The sequence below is a fragment of the Pseudomonas sp. UBT genome, from assembly GCF_050915955.1.
GTDB classification, from domain to species: domain Bacteria; phylum Pseudomonadota; class Gammaproteobacteria; order Pseudomonadales; family Pseudomonadaceae; genus Aquipseudomonas; species Aquipseudomonas antarctica_A.
The window spans coordinates 204839-225313 of sequence record NZ_CP168080.1 but is presented as its reverse complement, the minus strand read 5'-3'; the positions used below and the strand labels follow the sequence as shown (position 1 = coordinate 225313).

At 61.1% G+C, this 20475-nt stretch carries 19 protein-coding genes; 9 read left to right on the top strand and 10 right to left on the bottom strand.

The window, feature by feature from the left end; translation table 11 throughout:
- Positions 1-9: 9 nt before the first annotated feature.
- Positions 10-681, top strand: a complete 672-nt coding sequence (locus tag ACDZ94_RS24095) for a GNAT family N-acetyltransferase (protein ID WP_064452200.1) — start codon at positions 10-12, stop codon at positions 679-681.
- Positions 682-815: 134 nt separating this feature from the next.
- Here the strand turns inward: ACDZ94_RS24095 and ACDZ94_RS24090 are convergent, their stop codons facing one another.
- The gene (locus ACDZ94_RS24090) at positions 816-1418 is read right to left on the bottom strand and encodes a TetR/AcrR family transcriptional regulator (protein ID WP_064452201.1); all 603 of its coding nucleotides are present in this window, start codon (positions 1416-1418) and stop codon (positions 816-818) included.
- An 82-nt stretch (positions 1419-1500) separates the two neighbouring features.
- Between ACDZ94_RS24090 and ACDZ94_RS24085 the strand changes: the two genes are divergently transcribed.
- Positions 1501-2100, top strand: a complete 600-nt coding sequence (locus tag ACDZ94_RS24085) for an NAD(P)H-dependent oxidoreductase (RefSeq protein ID WP_221294612.1) — start codon at positions 1501-1503, stop codon at positions 2098-2100.
- Here ACDZ94_RS24085 and ACDZ94_RS24080 read toward each other — a convergent pair whose 3' ends face one another.
- From ACDZ94_RS24080 to ACDZ94_RS24070, 3 genes are all read right to left on the bottom strand, one after another.
- The gene (locus ACDZ94_RS24080) at positions 2101-2490 is read right to left on the bottom strand and encodes a hypothetical protein (protein ID WP_221294613.1); all 390 of its coding nucleotides are present in this window, start codon (positions 2488-2490) and stop codon (positions 2101-2103) included. It abuts the gene before it with no gap.
- A 31-nt stretch (positions 2491-2521) separates the two neighbouring features.
- Positions 2522-3778, bottom strand: coding sequence for a 3-phosphoshikimate 1-carboxyvinyltransferase (locus ACDZ94_RS24075; protein WP_432751545.1), 1257 nt, complete (start codon positions 3776-3778; stop codon positions 2522-2524).
- 111 nt (positions 3779-3889) lie between these two features.
- Complete coding sequence (locus ACDZ94_RS24070; protein ID WP_221294615.1) at positions 3890-4690, bottom strand: isocitrate lyase/PEP mutase family protein; 801 nt, start codon at positions 4688-4690, stop codon at positions 3890-3892.
- 331 nt (positions 4691-5021) lie between these two features.
- Here ACDZ94_RS24070 and ACDZ94_RS24065 point away from each other — a divergent pair, with 331 nt between their 5' ends.
- Entirely contained in the window at positions 5022-5651 is a 630-nt protein-coding gene (locus tag ACDZ94_RS24065) for a lytic polysaccharide monooxygenase auxiliary activity family 9 protein (RefSeq protein WP_221294616.1), read from the top strand.
- Positions 5652-5657: 6 nt separating this feature from the next.
- On the opposite strand, the gene ACDZ94_RS24060 is transcribed toward ACDZ94_RS24065, so the two are convergent.
- Both ACDZ94_RS24060 and ACDZ94_RS24055 read right to left on the bottom strand, forming a co-directional pair.
- Positions 5658-6212 carry a UPF0149 family protein gene (locus ACDZ94_RS24060; protein ID WP_064452207.1) on the bottom strand — a complete coding sequence of 185 codons (555 nt, stop codon included), beginning with the start codon at positions 6210-6212 and terminating at the stop codon, positions 5658-5660.
- Between the two features lie 95 nt (positions 6213-6307).
- A complete protein-coding gene (locus ACDZ94_RS24055) occupies positions 6308-7555 on the bottom strand; it encodes a chloride channel protein (protein WP_432751544.1) in 1248 nt (415 codons plus the stop codon).
- Between the two features lie 192 nt (positions 7556-7747).
- Here ACDZ94_RS24055 and ACDZ94_RS24050 point away from each other — a divergent pair, with 192 nt between their 5' ends.
- Positions 7748-8560, top strand: coding sequence for a crotonase/enoyl-CoA hydratase family protein (locus tag ACDZ94_RS24050; protein ID WP_432751543.1), 813 nt, complete (start codon positions 7748-7750; stop codon positions 8558-8560).
- A gap of 5 nt (positions 8561-8565) precedes the next feature.
- On the top strand, positions 8566-9399 hold the full coding sequence (gene nudC / locus ACDZ94_RS24045) for an NAD(+) diphosphatase (RefSeq protein ID WP_064452210.1): 834 nt from the start codon (positions 8566-8568) through the stop codon (positions 9397-9399).
- Here the strand turns inward: nudC and ACDZ94_RS24040 are convergent.
- The 3 genes from ACDZ94_RS24040 to ACDZ94_RS24030 all read right to left on the bottom strand — a co-directional run bounded on the left by ACDZ94_RS24040 (position 9367) and on the right by ACDZ94_RS24030 (position 12063).
- Positions 9367-10146 carry a TSUP family transporter gene (locus ACDZ94_RS24040; protein WP_053256300.1) on the bottom strand — a complete coding sequence of 260 codons (780 nt, stop codon included), beginning with the start codon at positions 10144-10146 and terminating at the stop codon, positions 9367-9369. The genes nudC and ACDZ94_RS24040 overlap by 33 nt on opposite strands.
- A 130-nt stretch (positions 10147-10276) precedes the next feature.
- Positions 10277-10993 (bottom strand): phosphatidylcholine synthase, encoded by a 717-nt coding sequence (pcsA, locus tag ACDZ94_RS24035; protein WP_053256299.1) that lies wholly within the window; start codon positions 10991-10993, stop codon positions 10277-10279.
- A gap of 149 nt (positions 10994-11142) precedes the next feature.
- Entirely contained in the window at positions 11143-12063 is a 921-nt protein-coding gene (locus tag ACDZ94_RS24030; RefSeq protein ID WP_064454927.1) for a class I SAM-dependent methyltransferase, read from the bottom strand.
- Between the two features lie 190 nt (positions 12064-12253).
- Between ACDZ94_RS24030 and mdeB the strand changes: the two genes are divergently transcribed.
- The gene (gene mdeB, locus ACDZ94_RS24025; protein ID WP_262667801.1) at positions 12254-14932 is read left to right on the top strand and encodes an alpha-ketoglutarate dehydrogenase; all 2679 of its coding nucleotides are present in this window, start codon (positions 12254-12256) and stop codon (positions 14930-14932) included.
- Between the two features lie 116 nt (positions 14933-15048).
- Here mdeB and ACDZ94_RS24020 read toward each other — a convergent pair whose 3' ends face one another.
- The gene (locus ACDZ94_RS24020) at positions 15049-16299 is read right to left on the bottom strand and encodes a ribonucleotide-diphosphate reductase subunit beta (protein WP_426177271.1); all 1251 of its coding nucleotides are present in this window, start codon (positions 16297-16299) and stop codon (positions 15049-15051) included.
- A gap of 324 nt (positions 16300-16623) precedes the next feature.
- Between ACDZ94_RS24020 and fae the strand changes: the two genes are divergently transcribed.
- From fae to ACDZ94_RS24005, 3 genes are read left to right on the top strand one after another with little or no spacing between them, the layout of a single operon-like run.
- Positions 16624-17136, top strand: coding sequence for a formaldehyde-activating enzyme (gene fae, locus ACDZ94_RS24015; RefSeq protein ID WP_259762594.1), 513 nt, complete (start codon positions 16624-16626; stop codon positions 17134-17136).
- A 10-nt stretch (positions 17137-17146) separates the two neighbouring features.
- The gene (locus tag ACDZ94_RS24010; protein ID WP_432751542.1) at positions 17147-18181 is read left to right on the top strand and encodes an aldo/keto reductase; all 1035 of its coding nucleotides are present in this window, start codon (positions 17147-17149) and stop codon (positions 18179-18181) included.
- Positions 18178-19611, top strand: coding sequence for an NAD-dependent succinate-semialdehyde dehydrogenase (locus tag ACDZ94_RS24005; protein WP_064452213.1), 1434 nt, complete (start codon positions 18178-18180; stop codon positions 19609-19611). Before ACDZ94_RS24010 ends, ACDZ94_RS24005 begins: the two co-directional genes overlap by 4 nt.
- Positions 19612-20475: the final 864 nt, after the last annotated feature.

Here is a 20475-nt window from a genome sequence, read left to right as displayed (position 1 = left end):
GGAATTTGCATGTTCAGCCTTACCCGCTATACCGCGCCGTGCCCCGAGTCGGTCAACAGCCAGATCCTGCAGATGGTGGTGGACAACCTCACCGACATCAGCAGCGTCGCGCTGGCACCGAGTAATTTGCTCTACAACATCTATCAGTACGCCACCGGCTTTGAGGTGCACCTTTACCTGCAGGCGCTGGATGGTTCCAAAGGCATTGCCGTCGAGCTGGTGGTGGCGATGGATGAGGAACAGGTGATTGGATTTTGCCTGTATCTGCCCGTGAAGGATGATCCGCAGGCCTGCGGTATTGCCTTTATGGCCGTGCAAGCCGGGCGTCGGCGCCAGGGCGTGGCACGCGCGATGATGCACGAGGTGCTCGCGTGCTATCCCCATGCGGAACTGGCGTGTGCGGTGGAAAAGGTCTCGGCTTTTGAAGCCATGGGCTTTCAGGTTCGCGGCGCGCGGGGCACCCAGGTATTGATGAACACACGCGATTACGGCACCGATGGCTTGATGGGCGTGCTGGACGTGGCCTCGATCTATACCTCATTGGAGGTCCGGCAGATTCATACCTACCTGCTGCAAAAACACGGCAAGCGCGCGATGGTCGACGCGGAGAAACAGCGCGATCGCCACCTTGATCAGCTGACACGCAAGGTTGAGCGGTTTGTAAGTGAGCGTCTGGCCTGAATAAAAAAACCTCCCAAGGGAGGTTTTTTATTGCCGCGTCAAATCTCATGGCTTGGTCAGGCGCCTGTTCCCGGCGGGCTGCCGTCATCACGGGTAATCACCTTGTAGCGGTCGGCATCGGGGTGAAGCGTGATTCAACCCCGCGCCCGTTTGATCATCGCCAGAATCGTCGCCAGCAACTCCTGCTGCGCCTCTTCGCGGCTGATCTCGCCACTGGCTGCCGCATGGGACAAGGCTTCCGCCGCGCCGAGCATGGCGCGCATGGCGGCCTGGGAAACATTGGCGCCGGGTGCAAACGGCGCCAGGGCATCCCGGCATTTATCGAGGAAGATTGCCTCATATTTGCGCTTGAGGGTTTCCAGCTCCGGCGAACTGCTCAAGGCGGCAATCACGCCCGGGATTTCCCGCCCTTGCAATAACACGCAATCGACATAGGACGAGGCAATCACCCACGCCCGATCCTCCAATGTTGCGTCGCTGGCGTCCAGGGCATCGGCCAGCACCTGGTTCTGGCGCCCGTCGAAGTCCTCGTAAAGCGCAGCCAGCAACCCGGCGCGGGTGACGAAATGGTCATAGACCACCGGTTTGGTCACGCCCGCCAGTTCCGCCAGGCGGCCGAGGGTCAGGGCTTCGGTGCCTTCATCGCTGACCAGTTGCCAAGCCACGTCCAGCAATTGGCGAAGGCGATCTTCGCGTGAAAGGCGTCGACGTGGGGCAGGGGATTCATCGCTTGACATGCTTATATACCAAAAGTAACTTAAAGGTCGTAACTTACTAAAAGTAGCTAAGCCCAGACTAAACTGAAAGGGAGTCAATGTCATGCACGCACTGCTCGTCGTTGCCCATCACGACCCAAAATCCCTAACCCACAGCCTTGCCGTGCAAGTGGCGGCGGGCCTGACCGCTGCCGGCCATACATACGAGATCGCCGACCTCGCCGCTGAAGGCTTCGACCCGCGCTACACCGCCGCCGACCACCTGGTACATCGCACGCGCGCCGAACCGCCGGCTGACGTGCTTGCCGAACAGGCCCGCATCGACCGCGCGGATGCACTGGTGCTGGCGTTCCCGATCTATTGGTGGTCGCTGCCGGGCCTGCTCAAAGGCTGGGTCGACCGTGTGTTCGTCAACGGCTGGGCGATTGATTACGGCCCGGACAGCCCGGTGGTGAAAAAACTGCGGCATTTGCAGGTGCATCTGCTGGCGGTTGGCGCAGCGGACGCAAGCGCGTTTGAACGACATGGTTATGCCAAGGCGATGCGCACGCAGATTGACTACGGGATTTTTGATTACTGCGGCGCGCAGGTGGTGACGTCGAAGTTGCTGCTGGAGTCGGAAAGCGGCTCGGCGCAGGCGCATTTGCAGACGGCGAAGGCGCTAGGGCAGGGCCTGTTTGCAAACGAGACGGTCGCCGGGTAGTCAGCCTTCGCGAAACAAATCGTGGGCGTCCAGCAGGCGGTAGGCAATTTCCGGGCGTTTTTCCATGCCTCTGCGAATCGCCGCCGGAATGGCTTGTCGGGTTTTACGGCACATACCGGGCAGCTCATCGAGGGTGATCAGTATCCCGCGCATGCTCTTGACCTCGGTGTGCCCCGGCGCGACATGCACGCGGATACCCAATAGCTCGTACATCCGCTGTTGCATGTGCTCCAGGTCCTGCAGGCTTTTGAGGTCTTCAAGGCGTTCGATCAGCTTCTTCTCTTCCTGACGCGTCAGGTTGAGGACGCGCAGGTCGGCGTCGGGGACTTGCAGCAGTTGTTCGCGATCGCAGACACACACGCCGGGTGGGCAGGGTTGGCGAATTGTCATGATCACTCCCTCCCCATGCCGACGCGTTGGATCAGTAGCTCAGCGCAACCCCAAGACTGCCCAGGGCCTTCCAGTAGTCAGGGTAGGTCTTGGCGACGCAGTCCGGGTCTTGAATACGCACCCCCGACACCTTCAGGCCGGCCAGGGCAAAGCACATGGCGATGCGGTGGTCGGCGTGGGTGTCGATCAGCGCAGTGCACGAGGTGCCGGCCAACGCAGGATCACTGGCGACGAGCAGGTCGTCACCTTCGATGGTCGCCAAACCCGGGCGGATTTCGTTGAGACCGTCGTGCAGCGCCTGTACGCGATCACATTCCTTCACGCGCAGGTTGGCCAGTTCGGTAAAACGCACCGGGGTGTTGTTGAACGCGGCAAGCACCGCGAGGGTCGGGATCGCGTCCTGCATTTGCGAGCCGACGACGGTGGCCTGCATGTGCGGGAACTGGGCGATCACGGCTTGTGCCTTGGCGTCCGGCTGGGTGAAGTCTTGCGCGGCGACGCCAATGTCGATGTGGCCGCCGGTCAACACTTCAGCGGCCCACAAGTAGGTGGCGGCGGAGGCGTCGGGTTCGATCAGGTAATCATGGGCGGTGTAGCCGGTCGGGGCCACGCGCCAGGTGGTGTCGTCAACCGCGTCCACTTGAGCGCCGAACGCGCGCATGCAGTCCAGGGTCAGGTCCACATAGCCACGGGCGCCAATGTCTTTGCCGGTCAACGCCACTTCAATGGGCGCTTCGCCGCATGCGGCAAGCATCAGCAGGGCTGACACATATTGGCTGGACAAACCGCCATCGATTTCAAACCGCTTGGCCTTGATCTTGCCCACGCCATGCACGGTCACGGGCGGGCAGCCGGTCGGGCTATCGACGCGGATGCCGTTCTGGCCAAGGGTCGCCAGCAGCGGGCCGATCGGGCGTTTTTGCATGTAGTCGTCGCCGTCCAGCACCACCGTGCCTTCGACCGTCGCCACGGCAGCGGTGAGAAAACGCATCGCGGTGCCGGCATTGCCCAGAAACAGCGGTTGCGTTGGCAATTGCAGTTTGCCTGCGCCGGTGACCACGAAGGTGGTCTCGTCCGGCTCGTCGATGGTCACGCCCATCTGGCGCAGGGCCACCGACATGTGGCGGGTGTCATCACTCTTCAAGGCGCCGCTCAGGCGGCTGGTGCCCTTGGCCAGGGCTGCCAGCAACAGGGCACGGTTGGTAATGGATTTGGAGCCGGGCGGCGCGACCTTGCCGTTCAGGGGGAAATTAGGCGGTGTAACGGTCACGGTTTTCTGCGAACTCAAGGTACAAGGCTCCTGATCAAGGCAAGGTGGTGCGCAGTGGCGCGACGGACGGACCGAATAATCAGCCAAACACGCCACGCTTGTCGAGCAGGGATCGTTGTACGGCGCGTATTACGGCGCCATCAGCCCATTCACTGCACCGTAGGTGAAGGCCTTGAGGTCTTGGGTGTGCAAGGTGCCGGTGCGCAGGAAACCACCCGCGAGCTGGTGCATGGCCCCATAGAGGAACTCGGCGATGCTGGAACCCGCCGTCAAGCGCCGCACACCCAGCGCTTGCAGGCTTTCGGGAGTGGGCAGGTTGGCCCAGGCCAGTACATTGACGGGCAAGGGCGTGGCCTGGCACAGCTGCCGGATTTCGTGTTCAAGGTGGATGCCGGCCGCGAACAAGCCGTCTGCACCTGCCTGCTGATAAATGCTTGCGCGGCGCACAAGCTCTTCCAGGCGTTGAGCCTCGGGGACCAAGCCCTTGAGGTACACATCGCAGCGTGCATTGATAAACAGCTTCACCCCGCAGCGATCGGCGATCTGGCGCGCTATTTCGATCTTGCGCGCCAATAGTTCAGGCGAACCGGCACCGTCTTCCAGGTTGATGCCCACGGCGCCGGCCTCGATCAGCGCTTCCACGAGTTGGCCGACCTGCTGCGGGTCGTCCGAATAACCGCCTTCGATATCGACACTCAGGGGGACGTCGATAACCCGCACGATGGAGTGCACAGTGCTGACCAGCAGCGGCTGCGGCAACTGGTTGCCATCCTTGTAACCATGCGCCCACGCCACGGCTGCGCTGCTGGTGGCAACGGCCTTACTGCCCAGTTGCGCCACCAGGCGCGCACCGCCGGCGTCGGCGACATTGGGCAGGATCAGCAAGGTGTCGCGGTGAAGGGCGTGGAAGGCGTCGGCGTGTGCGGGCATGGTCAATCAGTCCTTTGAGCGGGCGTTTTTTATTGAAGGCGCTTTTGATACCAAGAATCGGAGGACGGCCGCAACGAATAACCTAATCCAGGTCGACATTTCCTACATCGGTGTCGACTTGGTGTCTTATCCCTAACGCAGCGTGTAGCCGTACCGCTCGTTACCGGGTAGGACTACTGCCAAAATTGATGCAGGACAAAGGCCTTTACTCCGCGAAACTGAGGCGAAGTATGAAGTTTCCGAGAGAAGTGCCTGCTGGACAATAAAACGCAGCGAGGTAAGTTCGAAGCGTGCCCCATGACGGGGCATATTCAATCAAGGAGTGAATGAAATGAACAAACCCGAGACTCAACTCAGACATGGTCGCGTCGTGACGCCGGCCAGCCGTGGTTCCGTGGCAGTGGAACGCGGGCTGTTGGGCAACTGGCAAGTCAACGAAATGGAAGGCGGCAAGAACTTCCCGGCACTCACCGCCGGGCCTTTCCCAGCACCCTATGAAACCGACGACCCCAGCGTAACGCCACCTGCCGATGGGTATATCCTGAGCGGCGGTAAAACCGACGACCGTGACTGCATCAACTTCACCGACGAGGAAATGAGCAAAAAGCTCAATACCCCGTTTAACTGGCCGTTGCTGAATGTCGAGGCCGGCCAGGTGTTCAAGGTGCAGTGGGAATACACCGCCGCCCACGTCACCCGTGGCTATCGTTGGTTGATCACCAAGGATGGCTGGGACCCCAAGCAGCGCATCAGCCGCGCTCAACTGGAGGCCAAGCCGTTCTTTGAAGACTTTTACACCCAAGTGCCTTACTACCAGCACGCCGACGAAATGAAAGCCAAGGTCGAACACCAGGTCACCCTGCCCAAAGGCAAGAAGGGCCGGCACGTAGTGGTGTTGATGTGGATCGTGGCCAACACCGGCAACGCGTTTTATCAGGCGTTTGACCTGGACTTCAAGTAAGTCCGATTAACGCTTGCTCAACCAGTAATCATGTAACGCCCGCACGGCCGGTTCGATTTCGCTGACCTGCTGTTGATGGGCGTTTACATCCAGGTCCGCCGGCAACTCGAAGTTATCCTGCTCGGCGCACCAGGAAATTTTCTCCAACTGCGTGGCCTGTTCGGCCGGCAGTTCCGGCCAGTTGCCAATCGCGGCACCACGGATATAGCCAAAGCACCATTCTTCAGCGAGCGTTACGGCCTGGCCTTGATGTTCGGTGTCATCGAAGCGTGCCTTGAAGTTTTGCGTATCGGTTGCCAGTTGCGCCGCCAGGGTATTCATATGGCGCACGCACAGCTCCAGGAAGCGCTGGGCCTCTTCGGCACTCTCCCACGCCGGGTTCTGCCCACCCCAGATCGCCGGGAACCACTCACCGACTTCCACTTGTGCCGGGCTGGACACCAGCGCGGTGAAATAGCCGTCGAGTTCGGCCAGGTTCAGCACCGAATGATCGTCGCCGTACTTGAGCAAGGTTTCTTCGATGAATTCGAAATCGGCAGGGGCGAGAGGTTGGGCGTGCATGGCATTTCCTTTGAGCGTCGAACGCCGCTGATGGGCGGCTTAAAGCGCGAAGGATGGCGCCTGGGCCGGCTTTTTTCCAGCGTTTTTGCCGGGTTTTAGCTGCGACGTTGGCACAGCTTGCTCACGCACGTTGCGCCCACCACTGCGAGAATGATCGGCACCAGAAAGTCATGGTCGATGCGGGTAAATTCCGCCACCAGCACAATCGCGGTCAGCGGCATGCTCATGCTGGCCGCCAGGAACGCCGCCGCGCCGATGATCGCAAACGCCCCCAGCGGCACGCCGGGCCACAGTAGGCTCCAGGCGCCGCCGAGGATGGTCGCCAGCAATGCGCCGTTGGCCAGGCCCGGCGTCAGCAGACCGCCTTCGGCCCCGGCGCGCAGGCTGCTGGCGGTGATCAGCACCTTGACCAGCAGCAGAATGGCGGCCAGGCCGATGCTCAGTTCATTGTCGAAGCCCAATTGCGCCGGGCCTTTGCCATTGCCGAGAATTTGCGGCAGCAGCATCGCCAGCCCACCGATAATCGTGAAGTTGATCACCGACAACACCGGTAAACGCCAGCCGCGCGCGGCATTGGCCCTGGCGGCGCCGGTAAGGCGGGTAAAGCCATAGGCGGCCACGCCAAACACTGGCCCGCAGACCACCGCCCAGGCGATTAATGCCGGGCTCAGCGCAAAGTGCGGCACCTCATATTGCGATTGCGCGCCCAGACCGATCCACGCCACTGCCGCGCCCAGCGCCGAAGTCGTCAGGGCAATCACGGCCGCCGGCCAACTGAATGCCCCCACCAGCACTTCCAGCACAAACACCGCGCCGCCCAACGGCACGTTATAGACTGCCGCCAGCCCGGCGCCCGCACCGCACGCCACAATCAAGCGGTGCATGTCGGGTTCAAGCCGCGCACGTTGCGACAACCACGTCGCCGCCAATGCGCCGACTTCACGCGGCGCCACTTCACGCCCCAGTGGCGAGCCAAGGGCCACGGTGATGATCTGCAGCACGCTGTGGGCGAGGGTGGTCTTGGGCGGCATGCTCGGCATGCTGGGCGATACCGCCTGCTTGATACTGACCAGCGGGCGACCGTAGCGATAAATCGTCCACCAGCCCAACCCCGCCACCACACCGCACACCACCAGCACCCACACGCGGCGCTCCGGCGGCGCAGCGGTCACGCCCCATAAAAAGGTTTCATGGCTGACCAGGCTGTCGAGGCTGTAACCGTAGGCCAAATGCTGGATGCCATGCAGCAGCAACGCCAGGAGCATGCCGCCCAGACCCGCGCCAATCCCGGTCAGCACGACCACCAGGGCCAGAATCAACGATGAACGAAACGTGGACGGCATACACGGCTCCAGGCAAGGGCCCTGATTGTATAGCCGATAAGTCGCGCTTTCGGGATGAAATGTATCGGCGCTGCATGAACCTCTCGCCCACATCCTTTCATTACGTTTGCCAGTCCCGTTTTTGGCTGATGCGCCGTCGCGCTCCCTTGTTATAGTTCGGGCCTTATCACTCGCCAGTCAGGGATCACTGCCATGTCCGAATACCAAGCCTTCGTCGTCGAACTCACCGGCAACGTTGCCCATGTGCAGATCAACCGACCGGAAAAGATCAATGCGATGAACGCGGCGTTCTGGACCGAAATCATCGACATCTTCCAATGGGTCGAAGACACCGACGCCGTCCGCGCCGTGGTGCTCAGCGGCGCCGGCAAGCATTTTTCCTCGGGCATCGACTTGATGATGCTTGCCTCGGTGGCCAATGAGTTCGGCAAGGACGTAGGCCGCAATGCACGCCTGTTGCGCCGCAAGATCCTGGAACTGCAAGCGTCCTTCAACGCCGTCGACAACTGCCGTAAACCCGTACTGGCGGCGATCCACGGCTACTGCATTGGCGGCGCTATCGACCTGATCAGCGCCTGCGACATGCGCTACGCCGCCGAGGATGCGCAATTTTCCATCAAGGAAATCGACATCGGCATGGCCGCCGACGTCGGCACCTTGCAACGCCTGCCGCGTATTGTCGGCGACGGGATGTTGCGTGAGCTGGCTTATACCGGCCGCCAGTTTGGCGCTGAGGAAGCGCGCAGCATTGGCCTGGTCAATCGCGTGTATTCGGACTATGAAAGCCTGTTGGCTGGCGTCATGGAAATTGCCCAGCAAATCGCCGCCAAGTCGCCGATTGCCGTGGCCGGCACCAAGGCCATGATCAGCTACATGCGCGACCACACGGTCAATGATGGTTTGGAATACGTTGCCACCTGGAACTCGGCTATGTTGCAATCCAACGACCTGCGTGTGGCCATCGCGGCCCATATGAGCAAGCAGAAACCCGAATTCGTGGATTGACCGACATGACCCCAGGCTGGATTACCACAACGCTGCTCGACAACGACGCCCCCGGCGGCTGGGCCGTCGCCCGCAGCCGCGAAGGCTTTTTGCATGACACCAACGGCCCGCTGTTTCCCCGGGAATGGCTCAAGCGCCAGGACCTCTCGGTGTTCGCCGAACATGGCATCGGCCACCTCGATGGCGAGCCGGTGTACTTGCTTGAACTCAACTCGGCCAGTGATGTGCCGGGTTGCAGTTGGCAGGGTTTGCGCGGCTTCATGCTGCAAGGCGACCACACGCTGTACAAAGTGTTGGGTTACGCCGCGCAGATCGGCACATGGGCGCGGGAACATCGGTTTTGCGGCAGTTGCGGCCAGGCCATGGTCCAGGTGCCACGGGAGCGGGCGATGTATTGCCAGGCGTGCGACCTGCGCAGCTACCCGAGGATTTCGCCGAGCATGATCGTGCTGGTGACGCGGGGCGACGAGATCCTGTTGGCACGCTCGCCACGCTTTGTCAGCGGTGTCTACAGCACCCTGGCCGGGTTTGCCGAGCCGGGTGAATCCGCTGAAGACTGCCTGATTCGCGAAGTACGCGAAGAAGTGCAGGTGGAGGTCAAGAATATCCAGTACATGGGCAGCCAATGCTGGCCGTTCCCACACTCGATGATGCTGGGGTTCCATGCCGAGTACGCCGGCGGCGACATCGTGCCCCAGGCCGACGAGATCGAAGACGCGCAGTGGTTCAACATCCACGACCTGCCGCCGTTGCCGGCGTCACGCTCGATTGCGCGCTACCTGATCGACCTCTACCTGGCTCGGCGCTTAGGCCACGCTGAACCAGTGCTGCCAGGCTAGGCGCACGGTCAGGCCGAGCACCACGGTGATAAACACCGGGCGAATGAATTTGGCGCCGCCGCTGATCGCGCTGCGTGCGCCAAAGAACGCGCCACCCATCACCGAGAAGCCCATCGCCAGGCCGACGATCCAGTCCACCGAACCGTTGAAGATGAACACCGACAGTGCCGCCGCGTTGCTGACGAAGTTCATGCTGCGCGCCACGCCGCTGGCTTTGACCAGGTCGATCGGGTGCAGCAGCATCGTGCTCACCGTCCAGAACGCGCCGGTGCCGGGCCCGGCCACGCCATCGTAGAAGCCCAGGCCGAAGCCTTGGGTGGACTGCCATTTCTTCTTGATGGGTGCATCGGCATCCAGCGGCGCCTTGGGCGTGCCGCCGAACAGCAGGTACACACCGCAACCGAACACGATGACCGGGAGCATTTTGTTCAGGGTTTCGGCGGGCAGGTAGTGGGCGACCACCGCACCGGCCAGGGCCCCGATCAGGGTGCCGACGATGGCATGGACCCATTGGCGCGGGTGAAACAGTTTGCGCCGGTAGAAGGTGAAGCTCGCGGTGGCGGAGCCGAACGTCGAACTCAGTTTGTTGGTGCCCAGTACCAGGTGTGGCGGCATGCCGGCGGTCAGCAGGGCCGGCGTGGTGAGCAGGCCGCCGCCGCCGGCGATGGCGTCGATGAAACCGGCGATAAAGGCAACGACGGCGAGAATGGCGAGGGTGGTCAGGTCAACGCTGAGTTCGAAGGGCATGGGCAGGGCTTATTATTGGCAGGGCGCAGCGAAGGGGCTGTACCGAAGGCCAGTATCTTACCTGTCTGATGAAGGCAGAACCAAATGTGGGAGCGGGTTTGCTCCCACCTTTTAAATCCTGCCCACTTTATTAACGGTGTGTGCCTAACCACTCCAGCGCGGTGCGCCACACACAAATCCCGAGGAAGTAAGCCGACATCAGCGACCACAGCCCGAACGTCCACGGGTTGGTATTCGGATAATCCACCACCATCAAAAAGCTGCACAGCAACCAGATCGTGGTGACTGCGATATTGATCGGCATGAACCGCTTGACCCGGAACGGGTGCAGGAACTTCATGGGGGTCACCGTCAACAGCGCCAGGCCGATCACGGTCAGCAACGTGACCCAGGCTTGCGGCTGGATGATGTAGACGCACAGGGCAACCACGTTCCACGCGGCGGGGAAGCCGACAAAGTAGTTGTCCTTGCTCTTCATATTCACGTTGCAGAAGCAGAACAACGACGACACCAGAATCACCGAAACCGTGAACAGGTGCGTAAAGTCCGGCAGGTCGATATAGCGGTAGATAAACAGTGCCGGAATAAACACGTAGGTCAGGTAATCAATCACCAGGTCCAGCACCGAGCCATCAAAGCTCGGTAATACCGTACTCACATTCACTCGGCGCGCCAGCGAGCCGTCGACACCATCGACCACCAACGCGAGGCCCAGCCACAGCAGGCAAGCCTTGGGTGAGTTTTCCAGCAGTGCCAGGGTGGCCAGGAAGGCCAATACCACACCGGTGGCGGTAAAGCCGTGGGCGCCCCAGGCTTTGAGTCTGGCTACATGCAGGGTCGATATCACGGGCGGTTCTCCAAAAGGTCAAACGGGGCAGCCGACGACGTAACGCCGTCGAGTCTGGCCAGGGGGTGCAGGTATCGACCGGGAAGGGGGGGATAAGGTTCACCCTCCCGGTATATCACTTAGCGTAGCAAGCGTAGGACGTTTCGGCATCAGCCCTGACGGAACACCAGCGCCTTCAGACCACTTTGAGGGTCGATATCCGGAAATTCCGGTGGGTTCTCCAGCCGCTCGACAAAGCGCAGGCCCGGTGCTTCGCGGGTTACACCGTCAATCAGGAAGTCTTCGCCGAAGGCCGGGTCGTTCATGCAGGCCAATACCGTGCCTTGCGCCGTGAGCAAATCCGGCAGGCGGCGCAGTACGCGCTGGTAGTCCTTGGTCAGCAGGAAGCTGCCTTTCTGGAAAGAGGGCGGGTCGATGATCACCAGGTCGTAGGGGCCACTGTTGGTGACTTTGGCCCAGGACTTGAACAAGTCGTGGCCCAGAAAGGTGACCTTGCTCAGGTCGTGACCATTCAGGCGATGGTTGTCGCGCCCACGGCTCAGGGCGCCACGGGCCATGTCCAGGTTCACCACATGGTCCGCGCCACCTTCGATGGCGGCCACCGAAAACCCACAGGTATAGGCGAACAGGTTAAGCACGCGCTGGCCCTTGGCCTGCTCGCGGACCCAGTTGCGGCCGTAGCGCATGTCAAGAAACAGCCCGCTGTTCTGTTTTTTACCCAGGTCGATCAGGTAACGCAGGCCACCTTCGGTGATGGTCAGCTCATCCATCGCTTCGCCCACCAGCCATTCGGTGGTGCTCTGCGGCAGATAGCGGTGTTGCAGGGCGACCGTATGAACACCGAAGCGAGCCCAATCAATCTGCACCAGTTGCTGCTTCAAGGCATCCAGTTGCTCCGTCTCTTTGAACAGGGCAACCAGCACCACGCCTTGCAGCCAGTCCACCGTCAGTTGTTCCAGCCCCGGCCAGCAGCGGCCACGGCCATGGAACAAACGCCGGGTTTCAGCCGGCGCGCCGGCCAGGGCGGTGAGCAAATGGGCGTGCAAGGTAGCGAGTGCGTCTGGGTTCATCATTCAGCGTCGGTCTTTGAGCGGGCGGCATTTTAAACACAGTTACGGGTTTCAGGGGGGTTGGAGCACATCGTGCTGGGAAAAAGCGGATGGGCAGTGATTCATGCTCAAAGTGCTCAAGCGCACGGGGTATAACAGTCAAAAAAACCTCTGGCACCGACATAAACTGGAAAAAAGCCCGGAGGTGCCCATGAACGGTTTCGCGCGTGCAGTCAGTCACACCGCTGTGGATCAAGTAGAGCAGGACGAATGGCGTGACGCTCTGGCGTCGCTGGTGGCCAATGCCGGGCCTGCGCGGGCGCGGCAGATTCTCGACCTGCTGGCACGTGAAGGCAGCGCCCCGGCTATCGACTGGAAACCGCGCCACGGTACGCCGTATATCAACAGCATCAGCGTTGAGCAGCAGCCGGCCTTTCCCGGCGACCTCGCCACCGAAGAGCGGGTGGCCTCGCTGGTGCGCTGGAACGCCCTGGCCATGGTGGTACGGGCTAACCAGGCATATGGCGAACTCGGTGGTCATATCGCCAGTTACGCCAGTGCGGCGGATTTGTTCGAAGTGGGCTTCAACCACTTCTTCCGCGCCCGCAAAGACGGGTTCGGCGGCGATCTGGTGTTCTACCAACCGCATTCTGCACCCGGCATTTATGCGCGTGCCTTTCTCGAAGGGCGCTTGAGCGAAAACGACCTGACCCACTATCGCCAAGAGATCGGAGCGCCAAAAGCCGGCGCACGCGGGCTCTCCAGCTACCCCCACCCGTGGTTGATGCCCGACTTCTGGCAGTTCCCCACCGGTTCCATGGGTATTGGCCCGATCAGTTCGATTTTTCAGGCGCGATTCATGCGCTACCTGCAGCATCGCGGCTTGCTGGACACTACCGACCGTCACGTGTGGGGCGTATTCGGCGACGGCGAAATGGATGAACCGGAAAGCATGTCGGCCCTGACCCTGGCCGCCCGCGAAGGCCTGGACAACCTGACCTGGGTGGTCAACTGCAACCTGCAACGCCTCGACGGCCCGGTGCGCGGCAATGGTCGAATCATCGACGAGCTGGAAGCGTTATTTGCCGGTGCCGGCTGGAACGTGATCAAACTGGTGTGGGGTTCCGACTGGGACGCCTTGCTCGCCAAGGACAGCGACGGCTCACTGGTGAATACCCTGTCGCACACCGTCGACGGGCAATTCCAGACCTTCGCTGCCAAGGATGGCGCCTATAACCGCAAACATTTTTTCGGCCAAAGTGCGTCTCTGGCCAAACTGGTCGAGGGCATGAGCGACGAACAGATCGACCGCCTGAAACGCGGTGGCCACGATATGGTCAAGATCCACGCCGCCTATCACGCCGCGCGCCGCGTCAAAGGCCAGCCGACGGTAATCCTGGCCCAGACCAAAAAGGGCTTCGGCATGGGCGAGGCCGGGCAGGGCAAGATGACCACTCACCAGCAGAAGAAACTGGATCGCGAGGCGCTGCTTGCCTTTCGCAATCGCTTCCAACTGCCGCTGTCGGATGCGCAGACCGAATCGCTGAGTTTCTTTAAACCGTCGGATGACAGCCCTGAACTGCGCTACTTGCGTCAACGTCGCCATGCCTTGGGCGGTTATGTGCCCAGCCGCAGCCAGCTCGCAGCACCGGTAAGCGTACCGCCAGTGGCGGGTTACGCCGGTTTCGCCACGGCGGCGGCGGGCAAGGAAATGTCCACCACCATGGCTTTCGTGCGCATGCTCACCAACCTGCTCAAGGACAAGGCCCTGGGCCCGCGTATCGTGCCCATTGTCGCCGATGAGGCGCGCACCTTTGGCATGGCCAACCTGTTCAAGCAGATTGGCATCTATTCCAGTGTCGGCCAGTGTTACGAGCCAGAAGACATTGGCTCGATCCTCAGCTACCGCGAAGCCACCGACGGGCAGATTCTTGAAGAGGGCATCAGCGAAGCCAGCGCCATCAGTTCCTGGGTGGCAGCGGCGACCAGCTATTCGGTGCATGGCCTGCGCATGTTGCCGTTCTACATCTACTACTCGATGTTCGGTTTCCAGCGCGTCGGTGATCTGATCTGGGCTGCCGCCGATCAACGTGCCCGTGGCTTCCTGCTCGGCGCCACCGCCGGGCGCACCACCTTGGGCGGCGAAGGGCTGCAGCACCAGGACGGCAGCAGCCACCTCACTGCCGCCACCGTGCCCAACTGCAGGGCCTACGATCCGGCGTTTGCCGGTGAGTTCGCGGTGATTCTTGACCACGGCATGCGCCAGATGCTCGAGCACGATGTGGACGAGTTCTACTACGTGACCCTGATGAACGAAAACTACCCGCAACCAAGCCTGCCCGAGGGTGTAGAGGCGGCGATTATCAAGGGCATGTATAGGCTGGAGGGCGCCGTCGACGCTAAGGTGCGCCTGCTCGGTTCCGGCACCCTGGTGCGTGAGGCCCAGGCCGCCGCGCAGTTGCTGGCCGAGGATTGGCAAGTGGCGAGCGAGGTGTTCAGCGTCACCAGTTTCAGCGAACTGGCGCGGGAAGCGCGGGACGTCGAGCGGTGGAATCGCCTGCACCCGCAGGCTACCAAGCGTTGCAGCCATGTGCAGGACTGCTTGCCCCAAGGCGCACCGGTGATTGCCGTATCCGACTATGTACGCGCGGTGCCGCAGATGATCGCTTCGTACCTGGATGCCAGCTACACCGTGCTCGGCACCGATGGGTTCGGTCGCAGTGATACACGGGCGGCGTTGCGTGATTTCTTTGAGGTCGATCGGCACCACATAGTGCTGGCGGCGCTGACGGCGTTGGTGGAACAGGGCAGTGTGGAGGCGCGGGTGTGCCAGGAAGCGATTGAACGGTATGGCTTGCAGACGGAGCGGGATGCGTCCTGGGTTTGCTGAATGGCGATAATCCAAATGTGGAAGCGGGCTTGCTCGCGAAAGCGGTGTGTCAGTCGCCATCTACAGTGACTGATACACCCCATTCGCGAGCAAGCCCGCTCTCACATCCGCATCAATCAGTCCCAGCTTAAAGCGCCGCCAGTTTGATACTCGATCACGCGGGTTTCGAAGAAATTCTTCTCTTTCTTCAAGTCCATGATCTCGCTCATCCACGGGAACGGGTTAGTCGTCCCTGGATACTCTTCCTTCAAGCCAATCTGCGACAGACGGCGGTTAGCGATGAACTTCAGATAATCCTCCATCATCGCCGCATTCATGCCCAACACGCCGCGCGGCATGGTATCGCGAGCATATTCAATCTCCAGCTGCGTCCCTTGCAGGATCATCTGGGTCGCTTCTTCCTTCATCTCGGCATCCCACAAGTGCGGGTTTTCGATTTTGATCTGGTTGATCACGTCGATACCGAAGTTCAGGTGCATCGACTCGTCGCGCAGGATGTACTGGAACTGCTCGGCCACGCCGGTCATCTTGTTGCGGCGACCCATGGACAGGATCTGGGTGAAGCCGCAGTAGAAGAAGATGCCTTCGAGGACGCAGTAGTAGGCGACCAGGTTGCGCAGCAGTTCTTTGTCGGTTTCGACGGTGCCGGTTTCGAACTTCGGATCGGAGATCGAACGGGTGTACTTCAGGCCCCACGCGGCTTTTTTAGCCACCGATGGGATCTCGTGGTACATGTTGAAGATCTCGCCTTCATCCATGGCCAGCGATTCGATGCAGTACTGGTAGGCGTGGGTGTGGATCGCTTCTTCGAAGGCCTGGCGCAGGATGTACTGGCGGCACTCCGGGTTGGTGATCAGGCGGTAAACGGCCAGCACCAGGTTGTTGGCAACCAGAGAGTCGGCGGTGGAGAAGAAGCCCAGGTTGCGCATGACGATGCGGCGTTCGTCGTCGGTCAGGCCTTCGGGGTTTTTCCACAGCGCGATGTCGGCGGTCATGTTGACCTCTTGCGGCATCCAGTGGTTGGCGCAGCCGTCGAGGTACTTTTGCCAGGCCCAGTCGTACTTGAAGGGCACGAGTTGGTTGAGGTCGGCGCGGCAGTTGATCATGCGCTTTTCGTCAACGGCGACGCGGGCGGCGGAGCCTTCCAGCTCAGCGAGGCCTTCGGCGACGTCGAGTTTGTCCAGGGCGGCCTTGGCGCGCACGATGGCGGCGGAGTCACTGGCGGTGACGGCGCGGGCTTCGATGGCAGCAGCGGCGCCGGCACCGTCGAGGCGGTCCATGTTGGCTTCGCTGGCGTGGCCGGCGTTGGCGCCTTTGATCACCGCTGCACCGGTGTCTTCGTTGTCGACTTCATCCCAACTCAGCATTGAAATACTCCTTCCTGTTCTGTTTTGACGGCGTCTAAGCCCGTCCAAAAATATGCGTTTTGCAGGCTACTAGGCATTGAAATACTGCGCGTAGTGTGGTCAGTAAATACCGGTGCTGCACACTATGTAGTGGTCTGTTCTGTTTGTGGGCACACTATATGGTGTGTAACAAACCAGGTCAACGGCACAAGCGGGCACCGATCGTCGCAGGGGCCATGAGCAAAACTCACACCCCTATGACTTTTAATGGTTACGGCCGCCTCAACGCCCAGTGCTAAAAATTCGCCAACAAGCTCCCCATAACAACAATGAGCGTTTGCGAAAATGAAATCACTTGATCTGTACATCGGCGAAGGCTTCGAAGGCCCAGGCGTCAATGCTGCCCACATCAACATCCTGATCGGCCCACGCAATGGCCCTGCCGGCCAAGCGTTCGCCACCAGCCTCGCATCCCCAAGCCAGGGCCATTGCCCGTTCATGGTGATTGCCCAGCCGAATATCCCGGTCAAACCCATGACCCTTTACGTCAACAAAGCCGCCATCGGCAGTGATCTGCACGGCAATGCCACTTGGGGCGCGTCCCAGGCCGGGATCGCCAAGGCGGTGCTCGAAGCCTTGCTCGACGGCACGTTGCCGCCGGAAGCCGAAGACGAGTGGGCCATCGTTACCGCCAACTGGGTCAACCCGGCCTGCGATGACCTGGACGCCGTCTACCTGAATAACTACAACGCCTGCCGCACCGCGATTCGCGCCGCCTTGACCGGCACACCGCACACCGCGCAGTTGGCCGACGTGGTCAACCACATCAGTAACCCTTTCTACACGCCCAAGGCCTGAGGAGACTGCCATGCACTACATCCGTTTGGGCAACTCCGGCCTGCAAGTCTCGCGCCTGTGCCTGGGCACCATGAACATGGGCACCCCGGATTGGAAACCGTGGATCTTCGATGAGAAGCAAAGCGAGCCGATCGTCGCTCACGCTCTGGACAACGGCGTCAACTTCATCGACCTGGCTGACTTCTATTCGGCGGGTGTCGGCGAAGAAGTGGTGGGGCGCATCCTCAAGCGCGTGGCACGGCGTGAAGACATCGTGGTCACCACCAAAGTCGGTTATGGCACCCGCAATGGCATCAACGCCAGCGGCCACTCGCGCAAGCACATCATGGACAGCATCGACGCGTCCCTCAGCCGGCTGCGCATGGATTACGTCGACGTGTTCATGCTGCATTACTTCGATGTCAATACGCCGGTCGAAGAAACCATGGCCGCGATGAACGACATTGTGCGTTCCGGCAAGGCCCGTTATATCGGCGTATCGACCATGCTCACCGGCCAACTGGCCAAGATCCTCATGGCCTGCGAGCGCAATGGCTGGGTCAAGCCCATCAATATGCAGCTGCAACTGAACTGCGCCTACCGTGAAGAAGAGCGCGAGATGATCCCGTTCTGCCGCGACCAGGGCCTGGGTGTCTCGGTGTTCAGCCCGCTGGCCCGTGGCTTGCTCACCGGCGAAGTGCAGTCGACCCGCAACCAGACCGACTTCTTCACCCAGCAGATGTACAGCGACCAGGCGTCGTTCGACATCGCCCATTCGGTGCAACGCGTGGCACGTGCCCGTGGTGTGTCGAATGCGCAGATCGCCCAGGCCTGGGTCGCCAACCATCCCGGCGTCGATGTGATGCTGGTAGGCGCCGACACCACCGCGCAATTTGACAGCGCACTCGCGGCCCTCGACACCCAGCTGGATGCCGAAGAACTGCACGAGCTGGAACGCAACTACACCCCGTGCGATGTGATCAACGACTACACCGCCGGCAAGCGCATCCTGCGCGAGGCCCGCCCGGGCCTGGACCGTTTCAACCTGATCGAGGCCGTGGCATGAACCCGCTGATCCGTACTGGCAACTACATAGATGGCCAATGGTCCAGCGGTGGGCCGACGTACCCGGTGCTCAATCCGGCCAATGGCGCCTTGATCGCAGACGTCCAGCGCGCGGGCGCGCAAGCCACCGACCTGGCCATCCAGGCCGCCAACCGCGCTTTGCCGGCCTGGCGCAAGCTCACCGCCAAGGAGCGCAGCCAGCGCCTCAAGCGCTGGAGCGAACTGATGCTGGGCCACCAGAAGGACCTGGCCCAACTGCTGAGCCTGGAACAGGGCAAACCCCTGGCCGAAGCGATGGGCGAAGTGGTCTACGCCGCGAGTTTTCTGGAGTGGTTCGGCGAAGAAGCCAAGCGCGCCTATGGCGACGTGATCCCGACCCACAAGGCTGATGCACGCATCATCGTGACCAAGGAAGCAATTGGCGTGGTGGCTGCCATCACCCCGTGGAACTTCCCGCTGGCGATGGTCACCCGCAAAGTCGGCCCGGCGCTCGCGGCCGGTTGCACCATGATCCTCAAGCCTTCGGAAGAAACCCCGCTGTCGGCATTTGCCCTGGCGGTGCTGGCGGAGCAGGCGGGTATTCCGGCGGGTGTGTTCAACATCGTCTCCGGTGATGCCGTCGCCATTGGCGGCGCACTGCAAGCTTCCAGCGTGGTGCGCAAACTGTCATTCACCGGCTCCACCCGCACCGGCAAACTGCTGATGCGCCAGGCCGCCGACACGCTGAAAAAAGTTTCGCTGGAACTGGGCGGCAACGCGCCCTTCATTGTGTTCGACGATGCCGACCTGGAGGCCGCCGTCAAAGGTGCCATGGCCTCCAAGTTCCGCAACACCGGGCAGACCTGTGTGTGCGTCAACCGCTTCTTTATCCAGGACGGGGTGTATGAGGCCTTCACCCACAAATTGGCGGAGGCGGTCAGCGCGATGCGTGTGGGCAGCGCGTTGGACGGCGAAACCGAACAGGGCCCGCTGATCAACGCGGCGGCGCTGGCCAAGGTTGAAGCCCATGTCGGCGATGCGTTGGAGAAGGGCGCCAAGCTGCTGTGTGGCGGTCGTCGCCACGCGTTGGGGGGCACCTTCTTCGAACCGACCATCCTGACTGAAGCCCATGGCGATATGTTGATCGCCCGGGAAGAAACCTTTGGGCCGGTGGCGGCGTGCTTCCGTTTCAAGGATGAGGCCGAGGTGCTGCAACGTGCCAATGACACGCCGTTCGGGTTGTCTGCGTACTTCTACAGTCGTGATATCGGCCGGGTGTGGCGCATGGCTGAAGGTCTGGAAGCTGGCATGGTGGGTATCAACGAAGGGATTATCTCTACTGAAGTCGCGCCGTTTGGCGGTATCAAGGAGTCTGGGCTGGGTCGTGAAGGTTCCAGGTATGGGCTGGATGATTATCTGGAGATCAAATACTTGTTGATGGGGGGGTTGTAAGACAACGTCGCTCTAAGGTGGGCGCTGGCTTGGCTGCGGTAGCGGGGTGTTGGGGGTGTTGGGGGTGTCGGGGGTGTTGGGGTGTTGGTGTACATATCCGTTGCTGCGGTAACGGCGGCTTAGGGGTCCGCCCTTACGGCGGGTCACTTTTTTACAAAACGCCTAAAAAAGTAACCAAAAAACGCTTTGCCCCACCACTCGGTGCCTCGCCTAGGCTCGGCATGCCCGCACTCCGGCTTGAATCCGTGGGCCGCCGCAATGGGCCATCCTTGGCCCAGTGCGGCTAACCCGGCGTCCTGCCGGGTTACCCACGGATTCAAGCCTGCGTTCGGCCATCGTGGTTAACGGGGCCTGTCAGATCAAGATCAACAGCAGATCAAAAGCAGAGCACGGCGGCCTGAAAGCCGACCTGAGTGGTAGAAGCGAAAGCAGGGCAAAAGCAGATCAAAAACAGGGCTGCTTTTCTGTGGGAGCTGGCTTGCCTGCGATGCAGACACCTCGGTACATCAGGCATACCCAATTGATGCCATCGCAGCGGTTCGGCGGTCCGACAAGCCAGCTCCCACATTTGACTGAGTTTCAGCTTCCAAGATCAGGTCGGCTGTCAGGCCGCCTCGGCTCGCTTTTGATCTAACCACTCAGGTCGGCTACTAGGCCGCCGTGCTCTGCTTTTGATCTTGATCTGCTGTTGATCTTAGGCGCCCCATTAACCACGCTGGCCGAACGCAGGCTTTGGAGCGTGGGTAACCCGGCAGGACGCCGGGTTAGCCGCGATGGGCCAAGGATGGCCCATGGCGGCGGCCCACGGTCCAAAGCCGGAGTGAGGGCACACCGAGCCTAGGCGAGGTGCCGAGTGGTGGGGCA

Excerpts from the sequence above, each read along its gene's own strand:
- ACDZ94_RS24060 (WP_064452207.1), bottom strand. The coding sequence starts at position 6,212 with ATGCACGCCCAACCTCTCGCCCCTGCCGATTTCGAATTCATCGAAGAA.
- fae (WP_259762594.1), top strand. The coding sequence starts at position 16,624 with ATGAAATCACTTGATCTGTACATCGGCGAAGGCTTCGAAGGCCCAGGC.
- ACDZ94_RS24085 (WP_221294612.1), top strand. The coding sequence starts at position 1,501 with ATGCACGCACTGCTCGTCGTTGCCCATCACGACCCAAAATCCCTAACC.
- ACDZ94_RS24010 (WP_432751542.1), top strand. The coding sequence starts at position 17,147 with ATGCACTACATCCGTTTGGGCAACTCCGGCCTGCAAGTCTCGCGCCTG.
- nudC (WP_064452210.1), top strand. The coding sequence starts at position 8,566 with ATGACCCCAGGCTGGATTACCACAACGCTGCTCGACAACGACGCCCCC.
- ACDZ94_RS24005 (WP_064452213.1), top strand. The coding sequence starts at position 18,178 with ATGAACCCGCTGATCCGTACTGGCAACTACATAGATGGCCAATGGTCC.
- ACDZ94_RS24050 (WP_432751543.1), top strand. The coding sequence starts at position 7,748 with ATGTCCGAATACCAAGCCTTCGTCGTCGAACTCACCGGCAACGTTGCC.
- ACDZ94_RS24070 (WP_221294615.1), bottom strand. The coding sequence starts at position 4,690 with ATGCCCGCACACGCCGACGCCTTCCACGCCCTTCACCGCGACACCTTG.
- ACDZ94_RS24080 (WP_221294613.1), bottom strand. The coding sequence starts at position 2,490 with ATGACAATTCGCCAACCCTGCCCACCCGGCGTGTGTGTCTGCGATCGC.
- ACDZ94_RS24040 (WP_053256300.1), bottom strand. The coding sequence starts at position 10,146 with ATGCCCTTCGAACTCAGCGTTGACCTGACCACCCTCGCCATTCTCGCC.
- ACDZ94_RS24095 (WP_064452200.1), top strand. The coding sequence starts at position 10 with ATGTTCAGCCTTACCCGCTATACCGCGCCGTGCCCCGAGTCGGTCAAC.
- ACDZ94_RS24030 (WP_064454927.1), bottom strand. The coding sequence starts at position 12,063 with ATGAACCCAGACGCACTCGCTACCTTGCACGCCCATTTGCTCACCGCC.
- ACDZ94_RS24090 (WP_064452201.1), bottom strand. The coding sequence starts at position 1,418 with ATGTCAAGCGATGAATCCCCTGCCCCACGTCGACGCCTTTCACGCGAA.
- mdeB (WP_262667801.1), top strand. The coding sequence starts at position 12,254 with ATGAACGGTTTCGCGCGTGCAGTCAGTCACACCGCTGTGGATCAAGTA.
- ACDZ94_RS24055 (WP_432751544.1), bottom strand. The coding sequence starts at position 7,555 with ATGCCGTCCACGTTTCGTTCATCGTTGATTCTGGCCCTGGTGGTCGTG.
- ACDZ94_RS24065 (WP_221294616.1), top strand. The coding sequence starts at position 5,022 with ATGAACAAACCCGAGACTCAACTCAGACATGGTCGCGTCGTGACGCCG.
- ACDZ94_RS24020 (WP_426177271.1), bottom strand. The coding sequence starts at position 16,299 with ATGCTGAGTTGGGATGAAGTCGACAACGAAGACACCGGTGCAGCGGTG.